The 23,181-nt window shown below is 70.6% G+C and carries 14 protein-coding genes; 7 read left to right on the top strand and 7 right to left on the bottom strand.

Annotation, left to right across the window (positions count from 1 at the left end; genetic code table 11):
• Positions 1-30: 30 nt before the first annotated feature.
• From AC3WLC_RS22580 to AC3WLC_RS22600, 5 genes are all read left to right on the top strand, one after another.
• Positions 31-2,400 (top strand): hypothetical protein, encoded by a 2,370-nt coding sequence (locus tag AC3WLC_RS22580; protein WP_493686162.1) that lies wholly within the window; start codon positions 31-33, stop codon positions 2,398-2,400.
• A complete protein-coding gene (locus AC3WLC_RS22585; RefSeq protein ID WP_493686163.1) occupies positions 2,397-5,936 on the top strand; it encodes a hypothetical protein in 3,540 nt (1,179 codons plus the stop codon). The genes AC3WLC_RS22580 and AC3WLC_RS22585 overlap by 4 nt, the downstream gene beginning before the upstream one ends.
• 122 nt (positions 5,937-6,058) lie before the next feature.
• Positions 6,059-7,546, top strand: a complete 1,488-nt coding sequence (locus AC3WLC_RS22590) for a hypothetical protein (protein WP_493686164.1) — start codon at positions 6,059-6,061, stop codon at positions 7,544-7,546.
• Positions 7,543-10,200 (top strand): penicillin-binding transpeptidase domain-containing protein, encoded by a 2,658-nt coding sequence (locus tag AC3WLC_RS22595; protein ID WP_493686165.1) that lies wholly within the window; start codon positions 7,543-7,545, stop codon positions 10,198-10,200. Before AC3WLC_RS22590 ends, AC3WLC_RS22595 begins: the two co-directional genes overlap by 4 nt.
• The gene (locus AC3WLC_RS22600; protein ID WP_493686166.1) at positions 10,197-13,235 is read left to right on the top strand and encodes a hypothetical protein; all 3,039 of its coding nucleotides are present in this window, start codon (positions 10,197-10,199) and stop codon (positions 13,233-13,235) included. Before AC3WLC_RS22595 ends, AC3WLC_RS22600 begins: the two co-directional genes overlap by 4 nt.
• Before the next feature lie 130 nt (positions 13,236-13,365).
• Here the strand turns inward: AC3WLC_RS22600 and AC3WLC_RS22605 are convergent, their stop codons facing one another.
• The 5 genes from AC3WLC_RS22605 to AC3WLC_RS22625 all read right to left on the bottom strand — a co-directional run bounded on the left by AC3WLC_RS22605 (position 13,366) and on the right by AC3WLC_RS22625 (position 18,848).
• Positions 13,366-14,850: a hypothetical protein gene (locus tag AC3WLC_RS22605; RefSeq protein ID WP_493686167.1), complete on the bottom strand. Its 1,485-nt coding sequence runs from the start codon at positions 14,848-14,850 to the stop codon at positions 13,366-13,368.
• 68 nt (positions 14,851-14,918) lie between these two features.
• Complete coding sequence (locus AC3WLC_RS22610) at positions 14,919-15,476, bottom strand: hypothetical protein (RefSeq protein ID WP_493686168.1); 558 nt, start codon at positions 15,474-15,476, stop codon at positions 14,919-14,921.
• Complete coding sequence (locus tag AC3WLC_RS22615) at positions 15,473-17,029, bottom strand: hypothetical protein (RefSeq protein WP_493686169.1); 1,557 nt, start codon at positions 17,027-17,029, stop codon at positions 15,473-15,475. Before AC3WLC_RS22615 ends, AC3WLC_RS22610 begins: the two co-directional genes overlap by 4 nt.
• A gap of 183 nt (positions 17,030-17,212) precedes the next feature.
• Positions 17,213-18,163 (bottom strand): hypothetical protein, encoded by a 951-nt coding sequence (locus tag AC3WLC_RS22620; protein WP_493686170.1) that lies wholly within the window; start codon positions 18,161-18,163, stop codon positions 17,213-17,215.
• 49 nt (positions 18,164-18,212) lie between these two features.
• Positions 18,213-18,848 carry an OmpA family protein gene (locus AC3WLC_RS22625; RefSeq protein ID WP_493686171.1) on the bottom strand — a complete coding sequence of 212 codons (636 nt, stop codon included), beginning with the start codon at positions 18,846-18,848 and terminating at the stop codon, positions 18,213-18,215.
• Between the two features lie 292 nt (positions 18,849-19,140).
• On the opposite strand from AC3WLC_RS22625, the gene AC3WLC_RS22630 reads away from it, so the two are divergent.
• Positions 19,141-20,097: a hypothetical protein gene (locus AC3WLC_RS22630; protein WP_493686172.1), complete on the top strand. Its 957-nt coding sequence runs from the start codon at positions 19,141-19,143 to the stop codon at positions 20,095-20,097.
• 12 nt (positions 20,098-20,109) lie between these two features.
• On the opposite strand, the gene AC3WLC_RS22635 is transcribed toward AC3WLC_RS22630, so the two are convergent.
• Both AC3WLC_RS22635 and cobD read right to left on the bottom strand, forming a co-directional pair.
• The gene (locus AC3WLC_RS22635) at positions 20,110-21,081 is read right to left on the bottom strand and encodes a D-2-hydroxyacid dehydrogenase (RefSeq protein WP_493686173.1); all 972 of its coding nucleotides are present in this window, start codon (positions 21,079-21,081) and stop codon (positions 20,110-20,112) included.
• Positions 21,082-21,186: 105 nt separating this feature from the next.
• On the bottom strand, positions 21,187-22,191 hold the full coding sequence (gene cobD / locus AC3WLC_RS22640; protein WP_493686174.1) for a threonine-phosphate decarboxylase CobD: 1,005 nt from the start codon (positions 22,189-22,191) through the stop codon (positions 21,187-21,189).
• Here cobD and cbiB point away from each other — a divergent pair.
• Complete coding sequence (gene cbiB / locus AC3WLC_RS22645) at positions 22,190-23,173, top strand: adenosylcobinamide-phosphate synthase CbiB (protein ID WP_493686175.1); 984 nt, start codon at positions 22,190-22,192, stop codon at positions 23,171-23,173. The genes cobD and cbiB overlap by 2 nt on opposite strands.
• Positions 23,174-23,181: the final 8 nt, after the last annotated feature.

Raw genomic sequence — 23,181 nt, forward strand, 5'->3', positions numbered from 1 at the left:
CCCAATTCGCCTCTCCCGGAGCCTGTTTCCGTGACTCTTTCCGCGGCGCCGGTCGCCATCATCTGGGACGGCTCACGTCATGTCGCCGCGCTCTGGCGCGATAGTGCTCCCGCCCGCTTCCTCGCAGCCGAAGAGAGCGGCGGCCGGATCAGCCTGATCGCTGCCGCCGACGCCGGAACCGCGGCGCTGTTCGGGACGCTGCCGCCGGGAAGCCACGCTCTTCATGCCGTGACGATTGCCGCCGATGGCGGGCTGGCCACCATCCCGGTGCAGCTCGACGACAAGCTGTCGCTGGCCGAGGCCGATCGGGGCGCCGCCGGCCTGTCCGTGGTGCAGACCTACCTCGACGACCACGGCCGGCTGGCCCAGCGCAGCGGGCCGACCGATGCCCCTGCCCCCGCCGAGACCGCAATCCTGGCCTCCGGGCTCAACCGCGCCAGCGGCTCCGACACCGAGGGCTGGCGGCTCCTGGCCGGCCCTTTCCTGCACCCGGACGACGAGCGCGCCGCGACGAGCGCGCTGACGGCGCGCCGCAGCGAAGCCGGCGGCCTGACACTCACCTTCACTGGTGACGACGCTGGCGCGGCGGCAGAAGGGCTGTTGGTGGCGCATTTGCCTGCGGCGATGCGGGAGGCGCGGCAGAGCCTGGCGCAGATCGACCAGGACCTGCGGCTCGCCATCGAGGCCGAGCTCGACACGCTGGCAGCCTCGCCGGCCGATCAGCGCGACGTCGACGCCACCGGCCTCGGCCGCGTCGCGGCGCTGCGCCGTGGCTTTCGCCTGCTCCGGCCCCGCGCCGAGGCGGAAGGCGGCGTGCTCTCGCTCCCCGACTGGGTCGAGGCCGACGACATCATCGTCTTCGCCGAACCGCGACGCCAGCTCGCCTGGGCCGGCGAGGGCGAAGCGACTAGCGGCGGCCCGATGACGCTGCGCTGGCAGGAGGGCGCCTTCGCGGCGCTCTCGCACGGGACGCGCTACAGGGCCTCGGCCGCGACCGGTCTGACGCTCGGCCAAAGCGGCGGCAACGCGCTCGTCGTCGCGGCCGCGGGAGGCGCTGCGCCCTTGCACGACGACCTCGCCCTCGCGGCAGGACGACTGGCCGAAGGGCTGTGGCGCGCGACGAACGCCGCCAGACCGGCACGCCTCGGCACCATCCTCGGCGAGATCGCGCTGCGCCTCGCCCGGACGCCGAGCGGCGCTCTCGCCCAGCTCGATGCGCGCAGCAAGGCCCCCGCGACACCGGTCAGCCTGCTGGAGGCGCTGATCACGACGACCGGGATCGAGCCGGACCGGATCGACGAACTCGGCGAGCGCACGCTTACCGAGCAGGTCGCCATGCTCCAGCGTGCACTGACGCAGCCGCAGTTCGCAGCGCGTGCCTGTGCCGCGCGCCTCATCCTGCCCTTGCCAGGATCGACACAGGACGAAGCCGGGCTGGAGCAATTGCTCGCCTGGTACGAGGATCCCAACCTGCCGCAGGCGCTCGCCCGCGAGGCGATGGCGCTGGCCGGGCAGGATCGGCGCGCCATGCGGCTGCTGCACGATGTCGCCGCCAGCGTCCATCAGAGCTGGATCGAGACCGGGCTCGCCATCGAGGTCGAGCAGGCGATGGCTGCGGCCGCGACGCAACGCGGGCAGCGCCGGCTCTCCCCGCTCGATGCCCTGCTGCTGGAATTGCGCCGGCAGCCGCAGCGGCAGCCGACACCAGGCCTCGAGGCGATCGCCCGCATGCGCAGCGCGCTCGCCGCGGCCGCCTTGCAGGCGAGCCAGCCGGCAGCGATCACGGACGAGCTCGGCCGGCGGCTCGGCGAGTTGACCCCTGGCGAAATCGTCCTGCTGCACGGTCATTTCGCCTCCCTGCGACGCGAGGTCGAGCAGGCGGCGGCGGCCGCCGAGCTCATCCGCAGCTGGGAAGAGGTGGCCGGCTGCCCCGGCCTCGCGGCCCGGGCGCATCGATCCGGCGATCCCGTGCGCGGTGCGCAGCGGCTCGCCGCGGCCAGCCGCAATTTCGCCGGCTCGCTGTCGCGGATTGAAAGCCTCGCCCCGGCCCTGGCCGAACTCGCGGGCGCGATCGACGGGCTGCTCGGCCCCGCCGGCGAAGGCACGGCGCGCAACAGGGCCTTGCGCGAGACGCTCGACGGCTATGGACGCCTTTTGCTGGCGCAGCTGGTACGGCACGAGGCCGATGCCGCCTTCGCCACCGTGCCCTTTGCCGGGAAAGCGCTCGCCGACCCGCAGGATACCGGCTTCGGCGCCGCCTATCGCCGACTGAGGGCGGGCAGCGGCGACATGCTGCCGCGCTATCTCGCCGCCGCCGCCGCGCTGACCGGGCTCGATCATCCCTGGGGGAGCACACTCGGCGGCAACTCCGGGTCTGCCGCTTCGAGGCAGGACGCATGACCACTCTGCCCTGCTACAATCTCGAAACCCGGCTCGGCAGCTTCGCGGCGACCATCGCGCTCGACCGTAGCGGCGAGCTGATCGACCTCCTCGCCTTCGAGGCGCCGGAGGACATGGTCAAGGCGGTGACGGTCTCGCTGGTCTCGCATGCGCCGAGCCTTGCGAGCGGCATCGATATCGGCTGGCTGCAGGGCAATGCCCTGCTCGACAAGGCCGCGGTCCGGGCCGGCGAGCGGCTGGTACTGGGACTGAAGCGCGAGGCGGTGATGCGCGCGGTGGCGAACCATCGCGCCCAGGCCGATGTCGACAGCGACGCCAGCCTCGAAATCGCCTTCTCCACCATCGTCGAGACCGCCGGCGGCACCCGTGCCTCGCCGCGGCGCCTGCTCAAGATCGCCGCGCTCGCCGGCGCGTCCCAACCTGAATGGCGGATCGAGCCGGTCGAGATCGACCTGGACTCGCTGCAGGCCGGCAAGCAACTGGCGATCGGCCAGATCGCGATCGACATCCCCAGGGACATCGTGCTCGAAGGCCGGCGCGGGCTGACCATCGAGGCGAGCTGCTTCGGCATCAAGGCGCAGCATCTTTCGCTCGGCGTCGCCGCGCCGATGGATCATTCGGTCTCGCTCAGGCGCTTCCCGGACGCCGGCACATCGACCAGCCGGCACCTGATCTGGCTCGCCGACGCGCCGGCGCTGGCCGGCCAGGAGGTGCGCCTCGACGTGACGCTGACGCGCGATGCCGTGCTCGACTTCGTCGACGAGACCAGCCAGGCCAATCCAAGGGCGCCGCTGCAGGTCAGGCTCACCGCCAAGCTCGGAGGCTGGGTCGGCCAGGACGGCGCCGGCCATGATCCGGACGGTCCGGCCAAGCCCTGGTCGAGCGCGCTCGAATCCCGCTCGGTGCCGATCCTCAGCCAGAACCGCGGCGAGGTCGCGCTGACCATCGCCGGGCAGCATTTCAGCTGCCCGCTCGGCGGCAGCGCGCAGTTCGAGATCACCGGCGGGCTCAATGCCGAGGTCGACCCGGACGACGAGACCTCGATCGTGCGCTGCGACGGGCTGGTGATCGACCTGCGCCGCTGGCCGCTGACCCGGACCGCGCCGCTGACCGTCGAAGTCAGCAGCAGGATGGGCGAGAGCGAGATCGCCGAGCCGCCGACACCCTTCCCGCTCGAAATCGTGCGCGAGGGTGATTTCGGCCGGCGCGGCCGCGCCGTCGTGCCGATGCAGAACCTGACGACAACCTTGTCGCGCGCCGTGCGCACCAGCGGCGCCAATGTGCTGCGCGGAGAGATCACCGTCTCGCTGGCGATCAAGGCCGGCGATGAGGCTGGCAAAGCCTTCGCACAGGCGAGCCTGCCTCTGCGCTATAGCCGCCGCGTCCACCGCCTGCCGATCTGCATCGACCTCGGCGCCTCCGCCACCTCGATCTGGTCCGGCGCCCCGCGCGCCGCCGGCCGGGCGACCGAGATCAAGCCGCTGGCGCTCGGCACCTGGCTTTCCGCCCATGTCGACCCGCGCCATGGCGAAGCCGCCCTGCAGGATGCCGGCGCCGCGCCGCTGATCCCGAGCCATGTCGGGCTCGATTCCGGCAACAACCTGCGCGCCGACCACGCCCCGCACAGCCTGCCGGACCTCTCTCTGATCGGCTCCGACCGTGCCAGCGTCGCGCGCCGGCTCAAGGCGTTCGCGCGACGCTACGACGTCTCGGCGCCGGCCCCGCCGCCGCAATCCGGCCTGCCCGAGAGCGGCCGGCGGATCGACTCGCTCAAGCACGCACTGACCTCCGGCGCGGTGTCGCTGACGCTGAACGAGCAGGTGCATCGCTACGACGCCGCTACCGACCGCGTCGTCGCCACCAACACCGTCGAGATCGCTCCGCTGGTCGCCGACGTGCTCGACGAACTCGTCGATCTCTATGTGTTGCGGCTCGGCGAGGACCGACTGCGCGTCGAGGACCATGCCCCGCCACCGGTGGTGCCGCGCATCCTGGTCTCCTGCCCGAGCGGCATCGGCGACGAGATCGCCTCGCGCTATCGCGCTGCGCTCGAACTCTTCGCCCAGCGTCTTGAACGCCTCTTCCCCGGCGCAACCAGCTTCCCGGATGCAGCCGTCACCGTGCCCGAAGCGGTCGCCGCGGCGCGCTATGTCGCCAGCCTGCCGGAGGTGCGCGCCGCCGTGCCGGACCAGAGCGAGGCCCTGCTGGTCACGCTCGACATCGGCGGCGGCACCAGCGACGTCGCGCTCGCCTCGCTGCGGCGCGACGGCGACCGGCTGAACCATCAGACGCTCGCCACCTTCGGCCTGCCCGTGGGCGGCGACCTGATCGACGAGGCACTGACCGGCATCGCGGCGACGCTGGTCGACCGGGCGATGGACGGGCAGGACGCGCATTGGCAGCCGGCCTTCGCCGAAGCCTCGCTCGCCCGCGCCATTCAGCGCGAGGACGCGGCCGCGCTGGCGGCGCGCAGCTGGCTGCGCAACGCGGTGAAACAGGCCAAGGCCGGTCTCGCCACCCGCCTCAGTGAAAAGGCGCAAGGTTCCGGCACGCGCTATCGCTGGGATGCGGAAGCCGCCGACGAGACCTTCGACCTCGTCCTTGCCGAGCTGAAGCCGGATGCCGATCCGACTGGCCTCTATGTCGCTCAGAACGAGCCGGCATTGGCGGACACGACGCGGCGGCCGGGCCTGCAGCTCGCCGTCGACGGGCCCGACAAGGCCGGGACGCGCCGGCTGGTGCTGAAGCTCTCGCGTGGTGCCCTGGAGAAAGGCGCAGGCGAGGGCTCGCAGCACCTTGCCGAGATCGGTGCTGTGCTTGGCGGCCTGCTGCCACGCCTCGCCCGCGCCGCGGGGCCCAATCCGGTCAAGCGCCCCACCGTGATCATGGTTCCGACCGGGCGCGCCGCGCTCTGGCCGCCGATCTTCGAGGCGATCGCGGCCGAAGCCGACGCCAGCCGCGCCGCCTTTCCGTTCCAGCGGCCGTTCTCGCCGGCGGCGATGAAAAAGGCGGTGATCGCGGGGGCTGCCATCCTCGGCATCGAGGGCGACATGGCCGGGAGCACGGTGCAGCACAAGAACCCGCTCGGCATCGCCGCCATGGCGGTGCAGATGCGCGATCTCGGCGCCACCGGCCTGCGCACCGAATTCGCGGCCGAGCGCATCCACTATCTCGGCTACGACATCGGCTCGGGTGCGCGCGTCCATGCCGAGCATGACGAGGCGGCGCCGAGCCTCGGCGGGCGCGCCAATCTCGGCCGCCGCTTCCAGTTCGTGCGCACGATCCCGGGCCTCGACCCGCAGGGCAAGTCTCTCGCGCGCCTGCGTCCGCTGCTCGACGGCCAGGACCCGATGGTGCTGCTCGAAGGCGATTCGATCGTCGAGGCCCATCGCGAGGGGCTCGACGGCTTCGGCGTCTGCGAGATCATCAGCGAAGTGCTCTCGCCGACGAGCCGCAAGGTCACGGTCGTCGCGGCCAATGAGGGCTGGGAAGCCTGCTGGCGCATCGAGCACGACCGCGTTTCGCGCATCTACTAGGGATCGCAGGATCGTCATGGCCCGCACGCGAAAACGGCTCTGGCGTCCACAAGCGCGGCCTTGGCCCGCCTCGTCGCGAACCGATTTCCATCATGCCTTTCCTGCCCGAGTGAGCTGACGCCATGGCCCTGCCCGATCTCATGGACCTGGTGATGCACGACCCGCGGCGGCTGACTTGCCTGCGCGCTGTCGCCGGCGAGCCGGGCGAGGCGATGCCCGGCATCGAGAACCTCTGGCGCAAGCCGGTCTTCAGCCTGACCGCGGGCGGCCAGCCGACCAAGGACGGCAAGGCCTCGCTGGAGGACCTGATCGACCGCTATCGCAGCATCGCGCTCACCGATGGCGGCAGCGGCCCGCAGCCGATCGACGTGCCCTTCACCTCGCTGGTGGTGCTGACCGCCGAGGCGCTGCCGGGGGCCCAGGAACTCGGCCGCTTCCTTGCCGACCGGATCGAGCAGCGCTTCCGCGACGTGATCGACCCCGATATCGGCGTCACCGTCCATGTCGAGCAGAGCCTGCACGCGACCGCGCCGGTCGCGGTCTATCTCGGCCATGGCGTCCATGCCCCGCCGGCCGACAACCGGCTGCCGCATGGCGAGGTGGTGATCCGGCAGGATGCGCAGACCGCGATCGGCCAGCCGATCATCGGCGTCAACACGCCGGGCGGGCTCTATTCCGGCCAGGCGCGCTTCGCCTTCTCGCGCAGCGAGATGCTGACCCCGGCGGTGCATCCCGATCTGCCGGGCGGTACGATCTTCTTCCTCGGCCGCTATCCGGTCGACGCCTCCGCCCGCGATGCCGGCGGCCTGCCATTGCTCACCGCCTTGCCGCAGACGCCGGAGGCGCGCGCCCAGGCGATCCAGGTCGAGACGCTGGCTTTGCCCGGCGGCAATGTCGATGCCCGCTTCGAGATTTTGGGCGTGCGCCCGCAGGTCGGACGGGTGTCGCTCGGGCTCGTCGACGTCACGCTCGACCGCAGGCCCAGCCGCCTGCAGGCGCAGCCACCCAAGGGCCCGCATCTTGCCGTCACCGGCCTCGCCATCCCCGAGAATTTCGGCGGCCGACGTATGGCCCGCTACTGGGTCGAGCGCAGCCATGGCGGGCGTTTGATGTCCTCGGCGATGCTAGCCCAGCGCGACAGCATCGTCGTGCAGGGCCGCGACGCCCGCCGCTACGACCGGCGCGAACTGCGTTACAGCCGGGTCGGCGGCGAATTCCGCGCCGAGAGCATGAGCTTCGACGGCCGCCGCCGTTCGCTGCTGATGCTGGAGGATGGCGAATTCGGCTATATCGGCCTGCCGCGCGAGCAGACTGCGATCGCCTTCGGCCCGGACCAGTCCTCGCGCGGCTACGGTACCTTCGACTGGCTCGGCGAGGCCGTGCGCGTCCAGTTCGGCTCCGGCGTGGTCGAGCGCCTTGACGATCTCTATGATCACAACCCGGTCGGCTTCATCGCGGCCGCTCCCGACGGCGTCGCCGTGCAATCGGCCGGCGACATCTGGCTGCTTGGCGGGCGCAAGCCGCAGGCGGCTGGAACCTGCATCATCCCGCCGAACGGCCCCTTCGTGCTCGGGCCGCTGGTGGTCGAGCTTCGGGAGGCGACGCCATGAGCCATCCGCTCTTCCGCGGCCTGAAGCGCAGCGTCACCGCCGTCGCGGTCGGCGCCGTCACCATCGCCGGCTTCCTCTGGCTCTCGGGCGGGCTGATCGGCGAGCTCGCCGCCAGCCGCGCCTGGATCAAGCAGCCGGACTTCACCGAGACCAGCCGCTCGAACGAGGAGCTGTTCGAGCAGGGCGTCGCGACCGGGCTGATCTGGCTCGACGCCTCCGGCCCGGTCATCCGCTCGCAGCCCTGCGAGGCGCTCTACGATGCCTCGCTGACCGTGCCGACGCCGCAGGGCACCAAGGAATTCTCGCGGACCCTGCTCGACCGGCTCTGCAACCTGCCGGCCGGCGCGCAGATCCGCTCGGAGATGCTGGCCTGGAACAACTCGTTCCTGATCGCCGGCGCCCGCGATGACCGCGCCCCCGACCGGCGCTGCGCCGATGGCACGCCGCTGACGCTGCCGGTGGTGCCGGCCGGCTGTCGCCCGGCGAGCTGGACTGCGCGCGTCGCCCAGACCACCGACCTCGCCGCGCCGCTCAACATCATGCCGAATGCGGTGCCGCCGCCACGCGACTTCGCCGATTTCGCCAAGCGCCGGGGCAACCAGCTCTCCGACTGGGCCCTGTTTGGCCCCTTGCGTGCCCCCGAGGACAGGCTCGTGCTCACGACGCGGCTGCCGGCCGGCAATCGCCGCGTCACCCTCGACATGATCCTCGAGCCGGCGCGCATCGTCGTCGGCAATGAGCGGGTCAATCTCGACCCCAAGCGCGACGAGCAGACCGTGCGCATCGCCGGCCTCGCCATCGCGGCCGAGCGCGTCTGCTCAGACAGTGACGACTTCGCCACTTGCGCCGAAGAGGCACAGCAGGGCCTGCCGCATGGCTGGCGCTTCACCATCACCGGCGCGCGCCGGCGCGATGTCGAGATCGGCTTCGAGGGCCAGCCGGTCAGGGCCGTGCCGCCGCGCGCCCGCGAGATCCTCGGCGGCTCCGGCGTCCAGAGCGAGGACGGCAAGGTCAAGCTCTGGCGCTCCTCGCATATCGAGGCCGATTGCGAGCGGGCCAAGACCAAGCTGGTCTGCGAGCTCGGCTGGCGTGGTGCTGTCACGCAGCGGCGCACTGGCGCGGCCCGCGCCCTCTACTTCGCCGACGGCACGCCAGCGCTCGACAACAACGGCATTCCCTTGCCGATCGTCGACGAGCTCGGCCTGACCGCATTGATCGGCTATGGCGCCGGCGATGTCGGCTCGCTCTCGGCCGCGCTGGGCCGGGCCCGCACCCGCGAGAACCTGACGCTGACCATCGAGCCGCGCCTGCAGAAGCTGGTGCAGGAGGCGGTCTACGATCACATGGGCGAACGCCTCGGCCGCGGCAAGCGCCCGCGCAAGCCGGGTCCGCTGCCGGTCAACCTCGCCCCCGAGCAGGAGCCGCCGGACCAGGGCGACGGCCGCGCCGTCGTGCTGCTGATGGATGCTGGCGACGAGCCGGGATCGCTGCTGGCGCTGGCGAGCTGGCCCGATTTCGTGCCGGGCATGCACAGCTGGGACATCCAGGCGCTCTCGACCGGGCGCGACAGTGATTCACCGCTCGCCGGTCATGGCTGGCGCGCCGGCGACGTCCACACCATGCCGGGCTCGACCTTCAAGCTGGTCACCGGCCTCGCCAGCATCCTGGGCATTCGCGAGCAGCCCCGCTTCCCCGACATGATCCTCGGCCGCACCCCGCCGGCGCAGCAGGCGCAGATCTTCGGCATCGGCGGGGGTGGCGGCCTCAATGTCGACGGCGTCGGCATCGCCAATTATGGCGGCGCCGGCTTCAACTACGGTATCCTGGCGCCGGCGCAGAGTGGCTGCCCCGATGCTGGTCGCGGCGCGCAGATCGGCTTCTGCGAGGCGCTGATCAAGTCGTCGAACCTCTGGTTCGCCGGCATGGCGCTGACCATGGACGGGCGCAAGGTGGGGGGCCGGCCGACGACGGTACCCGGCCGCACCGGCACGATCCTGGCGGAGCTGACCGAGCATCTCTACCCGATCACCCAGCCGGGCACGCTCGACCAGCCCGGCGTCGATCTGACCCGCGGCATCGTGCCGGGCGCACAGCGGCTGACCGCCGAAGCGCTCGACCTCGCGGTCGAGGACAAGCGCAACGCCCGCCGCATCGACCTCGCCACCAACTCCTACGGCCAGGGCGTGCGCGCGACGCCGATCGCGATGGCCTCGATCTACGGCTCGGTCGGCGCCCGCAAGGTCATCCGCCCGCGTGTGCTGAAGCCGGTCTCCGACGTCGCCGAGACGCCGCAGCCGAACGAGGGCACGCCGGTCATCCCCGGCATGGACCCGCGCCAGGCCGAGCCCTTCCTCGACGGCGCCCAGCGCGGCCTCTACGGCGTGGTCAACTCGCCGGGCGGTACCGCCGCCGGCGTGATGGCCTCGCTGCCGCCGGAGATTCGCAAGCGCATCTTCGGCAAGACCGGCACCGCCGACACCACCGACGGCATGAACTCGGCCTGGTTCGCCGGCTGGATGGACAATGTCGCGGGGCGCAAGCGCGTCGCCTTCACCTGCCTGGTCTCGCATACGCGGGAAACCGGCGGACGCGCCTGCGGACGCCTGATGGCCGGCCTGCTCGGCAAGGTCGCCGCGCTCGGAGACAAGAAGTGAGCGAGACCACCGCGCTGCGCCAGCTGATGGGCCGCTGGCTGACCTTGCGGCCGCTCCGCCTGCCGCGCATCCGCATCGGCGGCGCCGGCGGGGCCGTGACCGGCCTCGTGCTGCTGGCGCTCTGCCTCGGCGTGCTCGGCTTCTGGTGGCACAACACCACCCATCTGATCGAGAGCGCCCGGCCGGTGGTCAGCCTGGAGAGGCTCGACCTCGCCCTCGCCCGCGGCGAGACCGTGACGATCGGCCGGCGCGAACTGCTGCAGCCGCAGCGCTTCGACGCGGCCGAGACACGTCACGTCACCTTCACCCGCCAGCCGGATGGCCGCGTCACCATCCGTAACGTCGCCAGCACCCGCCGGCTCTGGCTCGACTATCTCAACGGCGCCGGCAGCTTCTCGGCGCGCTGGCGCTTCCAGCCCGGCGACCGCATCGCCGCCGGCGCCCTGACGATCGCGGTCGACGAGGCCAGGCCGGGGCGGCTGGCACTCTCCCTGACCGAGGCAGGCAAGCCGGGCGCCCGCAAGCTCACCATCGACTCGACCGGCCCGCTCTCGACGCTCAGGCTCGACGGCAACACGCTCCCCGTCTGCCAGCCGCGCAAGGCGACCGACCGCGTGCGCGAGGTCGTCACAGGCATGATCGCCGCCGATGAGCGTGGCGAGGATCGCATCGTCTCGATCGGCGGCCGCCTGACCTGCTCGGTCAGGGAAGAGGCGCATGTCGCTGCGACCGCTCTGCCCTTCAAGGCGCTCAGCATCATGGCCCGCGGCGGCAGCTATTTCCTGGCGCCGGGCGACGCCGTCGACGCGCCGCGCCCGCCGGTCGTGTTCGCGCGCGGCAACCAGCGCATCACCGACTTCACCGACATCGCCTGGGAGCTCGATCCCGAAGGTCCGTCGCGCCTCAGCCACATGATCATCGGCCGCACGCGCTATGCCGTCGACATCGGCGCCGAATCCAATGGCCGCCTGCCGCTGCGGCTGACGCCGCTGAGCAAGACCCACCGCTTCGCTCCCGACGACGCCGAGGCGCTGCGCGCCAGCGCGACGACCGAGAGCGTCCGGCCGGTGGTGACGCCGCCGCGCCAGCCGATGTCGGCCGCCGAGATCGGCAATCCGCTGTCTTCGCTCAACGGCGCCGAGCGCGCCGTGCGGCTGGCGCTGATCCTGGCTGTCGCCGGCTTCGGCGTGCTCTCGGCCATGCACCACGCCACCTTGTTCCGGCGCAGCGCCATCCTGGTCAGGCTGGTCGGCGCGCTCGGCGCCACCGCCATGATCGGCGCGACGACGATGCTGGCGCTGTCGCCGGAGCTGTCACGGCTCGGCGGGACCTCGATCTCCTATGAAGCGGCGCTGCACGCCACCATCCTCGGCTATGCGATCGCCTGCCTCACCATCATGATCGGGCCACGCTTCACCACGCCGCTCCGGCTGACCTGGCTCGGCCTCGTCATGCTCTGCTGCCTGGGCAGCCTGACCCTGCTCGCGCTCGGCGTCGATGCCGAAAAGACCGACTTCACCATCCATGCCGAGAAGAACAAGCTTCTGTTCTTCGATCTCGTTCCGGTCGTCGCAGTGGTGATCGCCTGCCAGCCGCAGCGCGCGATCGCGGCCCTGCCGCGCTCCTTCTTCATGGGCGTCGGCTTCAAGGACCAGCTGCTGCGCGCCGTGCCGGCGATCGTGATCCTGGCCGGCTTCGTCGTCTGGGCCGTGATCGGCACCGAGACCGGCGTTGCCGGCTTCCAGCCGGTCGAGGTCGGCAAGATCGCGCTCGTCCTGGTGCTGGCGCATATCTTCCTCGGCTTCTCGCGGATCGATTACTTCTACAACCAGCGCCACTACGTCTCCTGGCTGAGCGTCAGCCTCGCGACCGTCTTCGTCTTCATCCTGTTCCAGACCGCGGTGCCGTTCCTGAAGAGCGACTACTCGCCGGTGCTGATCATGATGGCGACCACGGTGGTGCTCGCCTTCGCCTTCCTGCTGCCGAGCACGCTGAAGCGCCTGGTCGCGATCATGCGCGTCTTCTTGCGGCGGGCCGATGCGCCGCAGCGCAAGGTTCGTCGGCTCGGCTGGCCGCGCGGCGGCGTGCTGGCGCTCATCCTGGTCACCCTGCTCGGCATCAATGCGGCGCTGATCTACATCTTCCCCAACCTCGTCAGCTACGGGATCTCCGGCCTCTGGACCCTGCCCAAGGAGCGGCTTGCGGCGATCGAGGTGCTCGAGAAGGCGCGCGCCGGCTCGCTGAACAAGCCGGCCGAGCGCCTGATCACCTGGTACGACCTCGACCACGCCAACAAGCGCACCGCCCAGGCGAACGCGCAGGAGCACGGCCCGGACGTGATCCATCGCGATCTCGGCTTCCAGCTGCTGCAGTCCAAGGTCGCGCTCGCCGAAATGCCGTGCACGCTGGCCAGGCTCGATCTTGGCCTCGACAAGACGCCGATCGAGATCCGCCGCGCGCTCGACGAGCTGCCGCCCTCGCCGGTCTCGCTCTGCGCGATGATGCCGGGGGCGCGGACGGCGCCGATCGCCGAGCGCAAGAGCGAGGTCGCGGACGATGCAGTGAGCCGCTTCACCGTCAGCGATCTCGTGCGCCTGCCGGTGGTGCAGAACGACTTCATCGCCACCTTCCTGGCGGTGCGTTTCGGCCTGCCGGCGGTGCTGGCGCTGCTCGCCGCCGAGGTGATCACCATCTTCGGCCTGCTCTGCCTCGCAGTCAGCCTGCTGCGCGAGCGCGCCATGGGCTCGGCCCAGGAAGGTGCCAACAAGGGCACGGCGATCATCCTCGTCGGCATCGCGACGATCTTTTCGCTGCACTGGAGCATTTCCTGGGGCAACGCGATCGGCCTGCTGCCGGTGATGGGCCAGCCGATGACCTTCATCGCCGCAGCGACCTCGCATCACATGCTGATGGCGCTGCCTTCGATCGCGATCGCGCTGATCGCAGGCCGGCTCGCGGCGATCCGTCAGCTCTCGCCGACCAGCGATCCCCCGCCCTGGGGCCTGTGGCGTGGGCTGACGCGCGCGGGGCTGTGACTGGCCCCCGCCGTCATTCTCGGCCGAAGCGGAGCGCAGAGCCGAGAATCTCGCGACCAGAAGGCGCTGACAGTTGCCTCATCCGGCCTGAGATGCTCGGGCCAAGCCCGAGCGTGACGACGAGACCGGCTCAGCGCCGCTTGATCTCGACCGCGAGCGCTCTCGGTTCCTCGAACTGGATCACCGGAAAGGCCGCGATGCCGGCGCGGATCGCCGTCGGGTTGAAGACCAGGCGGGTCGGCGTCGATTTCGAGGCGACGACAGCCGGCCCGGTTCCGCTCTGGAACTTGACCTTGGCCGGCGCGACCGGATCAAGCGCCATTCCGCAGATGTCCTGGCCATCGATCAGGACATTCGGCGCCTCGCCGACATCGACCGAGGCCTCGCTATAGCGTGGGCGCGCCTCGTAGAATTGCGCCTCGCAATTGCTCCCAGCCGGCGCCGACAGCAATACCAGCTTCGCCAGGGCGGAGCCGGACGCGACAGAGGGCCCGCCCAAGGGCGGGCTCTGCTGCCCCTGCGGCGAGGCGCTCGCATTCTGCTGGCCGGCGGGCGATAGCCCCGGCGCATTGGTGCCGGGCTGCGTCAGCGTCGGTGGCGCCTGATAGGGATCCTCGGTCGCGGTGACCCGGGTCAGATACCAGCCCGCTCCCGCCGCTCCAGCCACGAGCACCAGGCCCAGGGCGGCGATCAAGGGCAGGCGCGACGAGGACGAGGACGTCGAGGCCGGCTTGTCGCCCGGCAGCGGGCGGCGCGAGCGCGGCGCCTGCGGGCTCTTCAGCACATCGGCGATGGAGGGCTCTTCGCCGGCGGGGCGCGGCTGGATCAGCGTCTGCTCCGGCTGCGGAGCGGCCGGTTGCGCGGGCTGCTGCTCGGTGCTCTTGGGCTCGAACGGTCTCAGGGCCATCGAAGACGATCCCGGTGCGGCCGGCCGTTCCGGCGCGGACGCCACGGCCTGCGGTTCGAAAGCACCGCTGCGCAGGAAGAGATCGATCGGCGCAGCGATGTCCGCGAGAGAAGAGACCACCACGATATGATGCGGCTGGCCACCAAGAATCTTGCCGAGGATCGCGACGGCGCGTTCGGCCTCCTCGCCATGCGGCACCAGGGCCAGCACGGGGGTGGCGCCGTGCTCGGCATCGGCGAAGAGATGGCGGCAGCGGTCGAGCTTGGTGGTGAGGTGGTATTCCTGCTGGGTGACGCGCGCCTCGCTTGCCGTATCGGCGACGGAGAGGTCGATCGCGCCGGTGCCCCAGATCACCAGCTTGGCCTCGGAGGCCTTGTGCGTCACCGCCTCGCCATGGGCGAGCGCGCAATGGGCCGCGAGCGTCGGCACCATCCAGCTCTTGCCCTGGTCGATCGAGCCGGAGGCGGCGAGGCGATAGCTGCCGCCATCGGGCAGGCCGAGGATCTGGCGGAGCGGCTCGCCCGGGCGCAGCAGGTTGCTGTACTGCGTGCTCCAGGGCTCGCAGACCTCGGAGCTCTCGGTCGCCAGCACGACGCGCGAGACCGGCACGCGGGCCGACCAGGCGAGCTTCTTCAGGATGATCGGCTGGTCGGTCGTCGGCACGACGACGAAGACACCGGAGCGCCTGACGTTCTGATCTCCCGCCATCATCCTCTCGCAGGCCCTGCCGTCCCCTCAGCCAGGCAAAAGCGCCACTTGTGGCAGCGCTCCCGGCGTTACAGCAGATAAACGCCCGCGAGCGGGTTGGCGAGCATCAATCGCAACAGGTCGCGCTCGGCATCCTGCCGCGGCAGGTCGATGACGATGTGCTTGTCGACCGGTGCCGGCAGCGGCAGGCGGACCACGCCCTCGATCGAGACGACCTCGATCATGGTCGGGGCCGGATCGGTCTCCGACAGGCACTGTATGACGAGAGCCGGCGGCGCATCGTCCTCCTCGATCACGTCGAGCTCGAAGGAGCCGATGCGGCGGTGGGTCGCGCTGCTGTCATAGGCTGCGGCGGCGAGTTCGCTGCGCGCCACGGCCTGGAAGGAGAGCAGGCGGCGATAGAGCCGCGCCGCTTCCGGATCGGTGCGGATGGCACGCTCGGCGGCGAAATTGACAGGCTCGCCGCGGACGCGGCGGGCATGCGCCCAGAGATCGGCGCGGCTGATGCTCGTGGCGACAGCCTCCTCCGGCTCGGTGCTCGCAAGCGCCGCCAGAACCAGCCTGGCCGTGGCGCGGCCGGCGCGGAGGTCGTCTTCGAGCGGACCCTGGTTAGCGAAGTCTGTCATGGCCGTTTCGATCGCCCTTGATAGCGCTGCGAGAAGACGTCGGTGAACCGCGCCTCGTCGCTGGCGGCCTGGGCGACCAGGTCCGTCGTTTCTCCGAAGCGCTTCTGTTGCCTGTTGATCCGGTGCAGGGCTGCTGCGACCGTTCTCAGTGCTCCCCCATGCCTTGCGAAGGTCAGCGCGAGTTTCGCATCGTCGATCCGGAAGCTCGCACGATCATGGCGCCAGCGCCGCAGCAGCTTCTGTCCCTCGGCCGTCGCCGCCTCGCTCTGCGGGCCCTCGATCGCCTCGAGCGCATTGCCGATCAGCAGCAATTCGTCGAGCCGCCTGCCCAGCCCCGCGAGCGCGGTGGCGATACCGGCATAGTCGAACGGCTCCGGGCTCTGGTCGACCTGGCCACGATTGGAACCGGCGACGCGGCGGCTGGCCTCGACCAGCCGATTCTCCCAGGGCGCGACGGCGCGCGAGCGCGCCAGCGTCAGCGGCTGCTCATGGGCGAGCGGCAGGATGGCGAGCGCCCGGCCGATCGCCTCGCGCTCCTCCTTGTTGAGGAATTTCGGCTCGGCCGGCAGGCGCATCAGCGCGGCATAGACGCGCTCGCGCACGACGCCGTCCTCGTCCTCCTCCTCGGGCTCGTCGTCCTCCTCCGGCTCATCCTCTTCGAGTTCGCCGAGGATCGCCTGATGGTCGAGCCAGGCGATCAGCGCCTCCTCGGGATTCTCCGAGGGCTGGCGCGCCATCAGCGTCTCCATCGAGGCCGGCGCCATGAAGTCGCGGCGGCCGACGCTGGAGCGCTCCTCGCGCATCAGCGCGCTGAAGCGCTCGGCGAAGCGGGCGAAGCTCCAGGTCTCGCCATGCAGCAAAGCGAAGCTCCAGAGCGCGATCAGATCGTCGGGATCGAATTCGCGCTGGCGCTCGCGCCGGCCGGAGGCGTTGAGAAAGGCCTCGCGCTGGCGGATCAGGTCGGCGAAGGCGAGCAAGGGCAGATGGCGCCGGCGCCAGGCCCGCATGAAGCGAGCCGGTTCCTGCACGGCGCGCTTCATGCCGTCCTCGTCGAAGGAGGACAGCGCGAAGACGGCGTCGAGCGCGGTGCGTAGCGCGACGAGCCCGCCTTCCGAGCGCTCATCCGCCTCGGCCGCGAAGAGGAAGTCGGCGAGGCCGAGCGCACGCCTGATCCGGCTCCAGGAGAAGGAGCGGGTCTTGGCTTCGCCCTTGTCGCCATAGGCCAGCACGATCTCGGCCGCCGAGGCCTCGATCGTCGCGCCGGCGAAGCTGATGCGCACCGGCCCGTCCTGGCGCAGCGGCCGCAGCAGGATGCCGCTCTCGTCGAGCATGCAGCCGATGGCGGCGTCGCGGGCCGGCATGCGCGGATTTGCAGTCAGCGCGCCGAGCGAGAACAGCACCTGCAGCATGTCCCAGAGCGGCAGGTCGGCATTCTCCGACCCGCCCCCCGTGATCGCGAGAACGAACTTCTCGGTGTCCCGGGCGGAAAATCGGCGCGAAGACGCGATCGTGCTGATCTCCGCGACCCGTGCCGGGTCAATACCCCAATCCATGTGTCAAATATCCGCATCGAACACCGGCTCGGTCGCGGCGAACGGAACCCCTCCACTCCGTTCGCGCCAAGCCGGCGCATATTGCTGCCACAATTAAAGTAACAAGCCGCCCGGTCCATGTCGACCGGGCGGCTTTTTTGAAAAAAGAGGCTGGGGTTTATGGTTACCCCGCGCCCAATCCGATCAGCGCGTGGCGACCTTGCTGACGACCACGCGGTTGCCGGAGAAGTTGACCTGGCCGTTCAGGCCGACCAGCTCGAGCATCAGGCGGAAGTTGCGGGTCAGGCGGGCCGAGTCGGCCGAGGTGGTGTAGAAGAAATCGGCCGAGGTCGAGGTCATCTGCGTGGCGCGGTGGGCGCGGTAGCAGCCCCAGCGGACGAACTCGCCCTCGATCCGGTCGACTTCCGTGGCGGTGAAATCGCGCAGCTGGATCATGAAGTCGGTCGGCAGGCTGTTGCAGCCCTCGCCGCCCGCCGCGACCGGAGCCGCACCACCGGCGCCACCGCCGAGGACGATGCCGTCCTTGCCGACAGCCGCGGTGCCACCACCAGCCGGACGGGCGAAGCCCTCGAGCTTCTGGGCGATCGCCGCGCCGAGATCGGCGGCAAGGAGGCGCGAATGGGTGCCGACCGTCTCGAGCAGGCACTCGGCGCTGCAGGGGTTCGGCAGGGCAGGCAGCTGGAAGCCGCCGACCTCGAAGGCCGCGATGAACTGGCCGGAGCGGACATTGAGGACGCGGCCGGCGATGCGGATCTCGGGGAAGCGGATGTCGGCGGCGACCGCACGACGGGCCGAGGCGTAGATCTGGTAGACGACCATCGCGTCGACCGGCGTCGGCACGGCGCGGGCGATCTCGATCAGCTCGGCGTCGCGGCGGCGAACGCGGGCCGTCGGGGCGATGCCCAGCGAGACGCTGGTCTCGTCATAGACCTGGAAGCCGCGGGTGTTCAGATACTCCGAGAGCTGGAGCTGGACGCGGTTGAAGATGCGGTTGTTGCGCGGAACCGTATCCGGATCGGCATCGTCCGACATCACCAGGAGGTTGATGCGGGAATTCGGCGATTGAGCGTGGGCGACGGCTGCGAAGGACATCAACAGCGCGAAGCCGAGCATGAGACGCTTGAAGAAAGCCATGACGGGTGCCCCCTGAGGCGAGCGGTTGTTTCGGGAAGACAAGTAGAAATCAGCCGGTGATGGCGATGACCTCGACGCGGCGGTTGACGGGTGAATACGGGCTGCGCGGATTGCGCAGCATGTCGGGGCCGAAGCCGTGGGCGACGAGGCGGCCAGGCGAGATCTCGCCATAGGAGACCAGCCAGTCGCGCACCGCGGCCGCCCGATCATGGGAGAGATCGACATTGTAGTCGTAGTCGCCGTCCCTGCTGGTGTGACCGGCGATCAGGAAGCGCTGATCGAGCAGGATCGGATCGCGCAGCGCCAGAGCCAGCCGCATCAGCGTCGCCTCCGCGCCGGGGCGCAGCGCCGCCGAGTCGTTGTCGAAAAAGACGGTGACCTCGACCCTGCGAGTCAGGTCGATCACGACATCCGAGCCGTAGCCGCGCGGATGAACCCGGCGCGGCACCGGTGCGACACGGCGCACCACGACCCTGCCGCCGCCGCTGCCACCGCCACTCGAGCGGCCGGGAGCCCGGTCGTGCGGCGCCAGCGAGCGCAGGATGTTTGTCGCACCCTGATCTGTCTGCGCCAGAGCAGGAACGGCGCTGAGCAGCGGCAGCGAAAGGACGAATCCGCCGAGCGCACGGCGGGACATCATCTGAGGAAGCTCGCTATTGTCCTTGCGCTCATCTGCGTTCTTCATAGCCAGACCCCCTGTTTACCCTCTCTTCGCATAGTCCTGTAGCCTCGACAATGCGACGGCCGGCTCGGCGAGACGGGACGCGGCAATGGCGTTGCCCGAGCTTTGCCACGGTTTGCCCGATTTTCGCTGCGAGCCGCATTTTTTCCTGAACGGTGAATGAATGAGCGGCGTCCTACGCGCACGCGTTCAAATCCACGCAGCGGTGTTTGCCAAGCATTTGCGAAACCGGCTCAGGGATCGCCAAGGGTCAGGCAACGTGCCCAGCGCACACCCGATCATGAGGAGACCCGCCATGGGCTTCCAGCTCGACCAGACCACCGGCCAGCGCGCCAGCCGCCTGCGCCTCGCCGTCGCCGCCCTCGCCGTGCTCGTCTCGGCCGGCGCCGGCTTCGCCCAGGCCGAAGGTGGTAACCCGGATGCACCGAAGGTCGCCGAGCGGCCGCAGTCGCTGAAGCTGGAGTTCTCCTCGCGCACGGTCTCGCTCGGCGTCGCACAGGCGGCCCGCGAGATCATGACGACGCGCCAGATCGCCTTCGCGCCCGGCAGCTGGGAGGTCAGCTCCGATGCGCGCCGCGCCATCACCCAGCTGCGCGACATCTTTCGCGGCAACGCCCCCAAGGGCGCGCCCTTCGCCATCCTGGTCTCGGGCGGTGACGAGGTCGTCAATTATCGCCGCGCCCGTGCACTCCGCACCCAGCTGATCGAGATGCAGCTCGAGGACGCCGCCAAGGTCGCCATCGCCGCCCGCGCCACCGGCGAGGGCCAGGCCAACGACGACGGCAAGGCGCGCGTCGACCTCGTCCCGCTCGACCCGGCCCGCTGCGGCGGCTGCGGCGACGCCCCCTTCCGCACGCTGGTGCTCGACACCGGCGTCCAGAAGCTGGTGCGCGCCACCGCCGAGGACGTCGTCGTCCCGGCCTCGCAGATCGCCGGCAAGGACGGCAAGGACACCGACGTCGCCGCGGCGCCGCTGCCGCCGGTGCGCCAGCAGGCCACCGAGAAGACGACCGAACGCGCCCAGGCGCCGCGCCCGGCCCAGAGGCCGGCGAGCGCCCGGCAGGCGGAGCCGCGCTATGACGGCCGCACCGTCTTCGTCGACACCGACGATTACGCGCAGCCGCGCAGCCGCGTCACCCGCAGCGCCAGCCGTAGCGGCTGCCAGCTGCCGGACATCATCATCGACGACTACTATCCCGGTGGCCCGCTCGTCGGCTGCGACGGCAGCTACGGCCCGCGCCCGCGCTGGTGAATCTGGGGCCGCTCAGACTGTTTGGTTGAGCAGCGCGGCCTCGCCGCGCTCCAGCCGGCCGAGATTGTCGAGCAGGATATCGACGACATTGCTCTCATAGGCGCGGGTCTCGCCCGCGCTATGGGGCGTCAGCAACACCTGCGGCATTGCCCAGAGTGGCGATGTCGCCGGCAAGGGCTCCTCATAAACGCAATCGATGCCGGCGCCGGCGATCCGGCCGGCTTCGAGCGCGGCGATCAGCGCCGGCTCGTCGACAACCCGGCCACGCGCGACATTGATCAGATAGGCTGAAGGCTTGATCGCCGCGAGCGCGGCGGCATCGATCAGCCCTTCCGTCTCCGGCGTCAGCGGGCAGGTCAGCGCCACGAAATCAGCCTGCGCCAGCGCGGCGTGCAGTTCCGACGGCGGCACGATCGTCTCGACATTCGGCTCCGAGCCCGGCCGGCGGCGCACGCCGATGACACGCATGCCGAAAGCCGCGGCAAGCGCCGCGAGCCTGAGGCCGATGCGGCCGAGCCCGACGATCACCAGCGTGCGGCCGCCGAGTTCGTCCTCGCGGCGGGAGCGATCGCTGATCATCGGCCGCCAATGGGCCTTCGCCTGGTTGTCGCGGGCGAGATGAAGCTGGCGCGCCAGCGCCAGGATCAGCGAGATCGCATGCTCGGCGACGGCGCGCTCATTGCCGCCCTGGGCGCTGGCGAGGCGAACGCCCGCCGCCGCCAGTTTCGGCTTGTCGAACTGGTCGGTGCCGGCGCTGATCGACTGGATGAAGCGCAGCTTGCTCAGCCCGTCCAGCATGTCGTTGCGCCAGAGGCCGGAAACGACCAGCACATCGGCTTCCGGCGCCCTAGCCCTGAGATCGTCGAGATTGCGGACCTCGAAGCTCGTCGCCTGGCCGTTGCGGGCGAGATATTCGTCGCGCATCTGATAGGCCGGATGGGCGAAGCCGATGGTGAGGGCGGACTGCTTCGGCCAGGGCTGCATGCGACATCTCTCCGGATCGCTGGAATCATTCGACGATAGCGTCGGCGCGCCGCTTCGTCCCGCACTCAGCCGCATGTAGCGGCTGCGATGACCGCGCAGCGGGGCTCAGACCGGCGCGAGCGCCTGCGCCAATCGCGCCCAGGCAGGCTCATCTCCCGGCAGGCCCAAGCGCAGGCGCGAGGGATCGTGCTGGAAGCGGCGGACATAGATGCCGGCCCGGCCGAGCCGCTCGAACAGGGACGGCGCCTGTGGTGCCTCGAGCAGGCGATAGAGCGCCGTCCCGCCGACGACCCGACCATGCGGAGCAAGGAGCGCGTCGAGCCGCGTGCTGTCGGCGGCGCGGGCCTCGCCGGCTTTCGACAGCCACTCCGCATCGCCGAGCGCGACGGCGCCGACATGCAGCGCCGGCCCGGCCACGGCCCAGGGACCGAGCATCGCCTGCACGGCGTCGGTGAAACGCGGCTCGCCAACCGCGAAGCCGAGCCTGAGACCAGCGAGCCCATAGGCCTTGCCGAAGGAGCGCAGCACCAGTGCGCCATCGGGCAGGGTCGGCAGCAGACTCGTCTCCGGCGCGAAATCGGCGAAGGCCTCGTCGACGACCAGCAGGCCGCCCCGTGCCGCGAGCGCACCAGCGAGCGCGATCAACGCCTCCTGCGCAACGATGCGCCCGTCCGGATTGTTCGGGTTGACCAGCACGACGACATTGGGGTCGCCGATCTCGGCGAGATCGCCGATCTCGCGCACCGTCGCACCTGCCTTGCGCCAGGCCGGCGCGTGCTCGCCATAGGTCGGGCCGAGCACGGCGACATGCGCAGCCGGCATCAGACGCGGCAGCAATTCGATCAGGACCTGCGTGCCCGGCGCGGCGACGAGGCCGCTTTGCGGGCGAATGCGATAGGCCCTGCGGGCTGCGGCGAGCAGCGCCGCCTCGTCCGTTTTGCCCGGCAGGCGCTGCCACAGGCTTAACGGCAGCTCCGGAAGCGGATAGGGGATCGGGTTGATACCGGTCGAGAGATCGATCCAGGGTTCTGGCGCCTGCGGAAACAGCGCCTGGGCCGTGGCGAGATCACCGCCATGCCAGATCACCTCCTTCGTCTCCCCGGCCGCCATGTCGCTCTCCGCAAGCCTGCCGCTCCTGCTCGCCGCCCTCCTGATCGAGGCGGCGATCGGCTATCCGGCGCGCCTGTTCGCATGGATCGGCCATCCCGTCACCTGGATCGGTGCGCTGATCGGCTGGCTGGACCGGAACCTCAATCGCGAGACCATGAGTTTCTCGATGCGGCGAACGGCCGGCATTGTCGCCCTCCTGATACTGCTGGGCGTGACGCTTGCCGCCTCGCTGGCCCTCGTCGCGCTCTGCCGCCTCGCCGGGCCGCTCGCTTTGCTGCCGCTGGCATTGCTGGCGTCGAGCCTGCTGGCGCAGCGCAGCCTGCACGAGCATGTCTCCCGCGTCGCCGAAGGACTGGAGCAAGGCGGCCTCACCGGCGGGCGCAAGGCGGTCGCGATGATCGTCGGGCGCGATCCGGAGAGCCTCGACGAAGCCGGCATCGCACGCGCCGCGATCGAGAGCCTCTCCGAGAACTTTTCCGATGGCATCGTTGCGCCAGCCTTCTGGCTCGGCGTCGGCGGCCTGCCGGGCGGGGCGCTCTATAAGGCGATCAACACCGCCGATTCGATGATCGGCCATAAATCGCCGCGCCATCTCGCCTTCGGCTGGGCAGCAGCGCGGCTCGACGATCTCGTCAACCTGCCGGCCTCGCGCCTGACCGCACTGCTGCTCACCGCCGCAGCGACGCTCGACCGGCAGGCCGATGCCGGCGCCGCCTGGCGCGCGGTTCGCCGCGATGCCGGTCGCCACCGCTCGCCCAATGCCGGCTGGCCGGAGGCGGCGATGGCCGGCGCGCTCGGGCTGCGGCTCGCCGGCCCGCGCGTCTACGGCGCGGTCAGGGTCGAGGATGGCTGGATGGGCGATGGCCGGGCCGAGGCGAATGCTGCCGATATCAGGCGGGCGCTTGCCCTCTATCGGCGCGCCTGCCTGCTGCTCTGGGGGCTGGCGAGCATTGGTAGCACGCTCGCCTTTGCCGCGGCCTGACACTCAAA

The organism is Allobosea sp. GW821-FHT03A12, assembly GCF_058986765.1.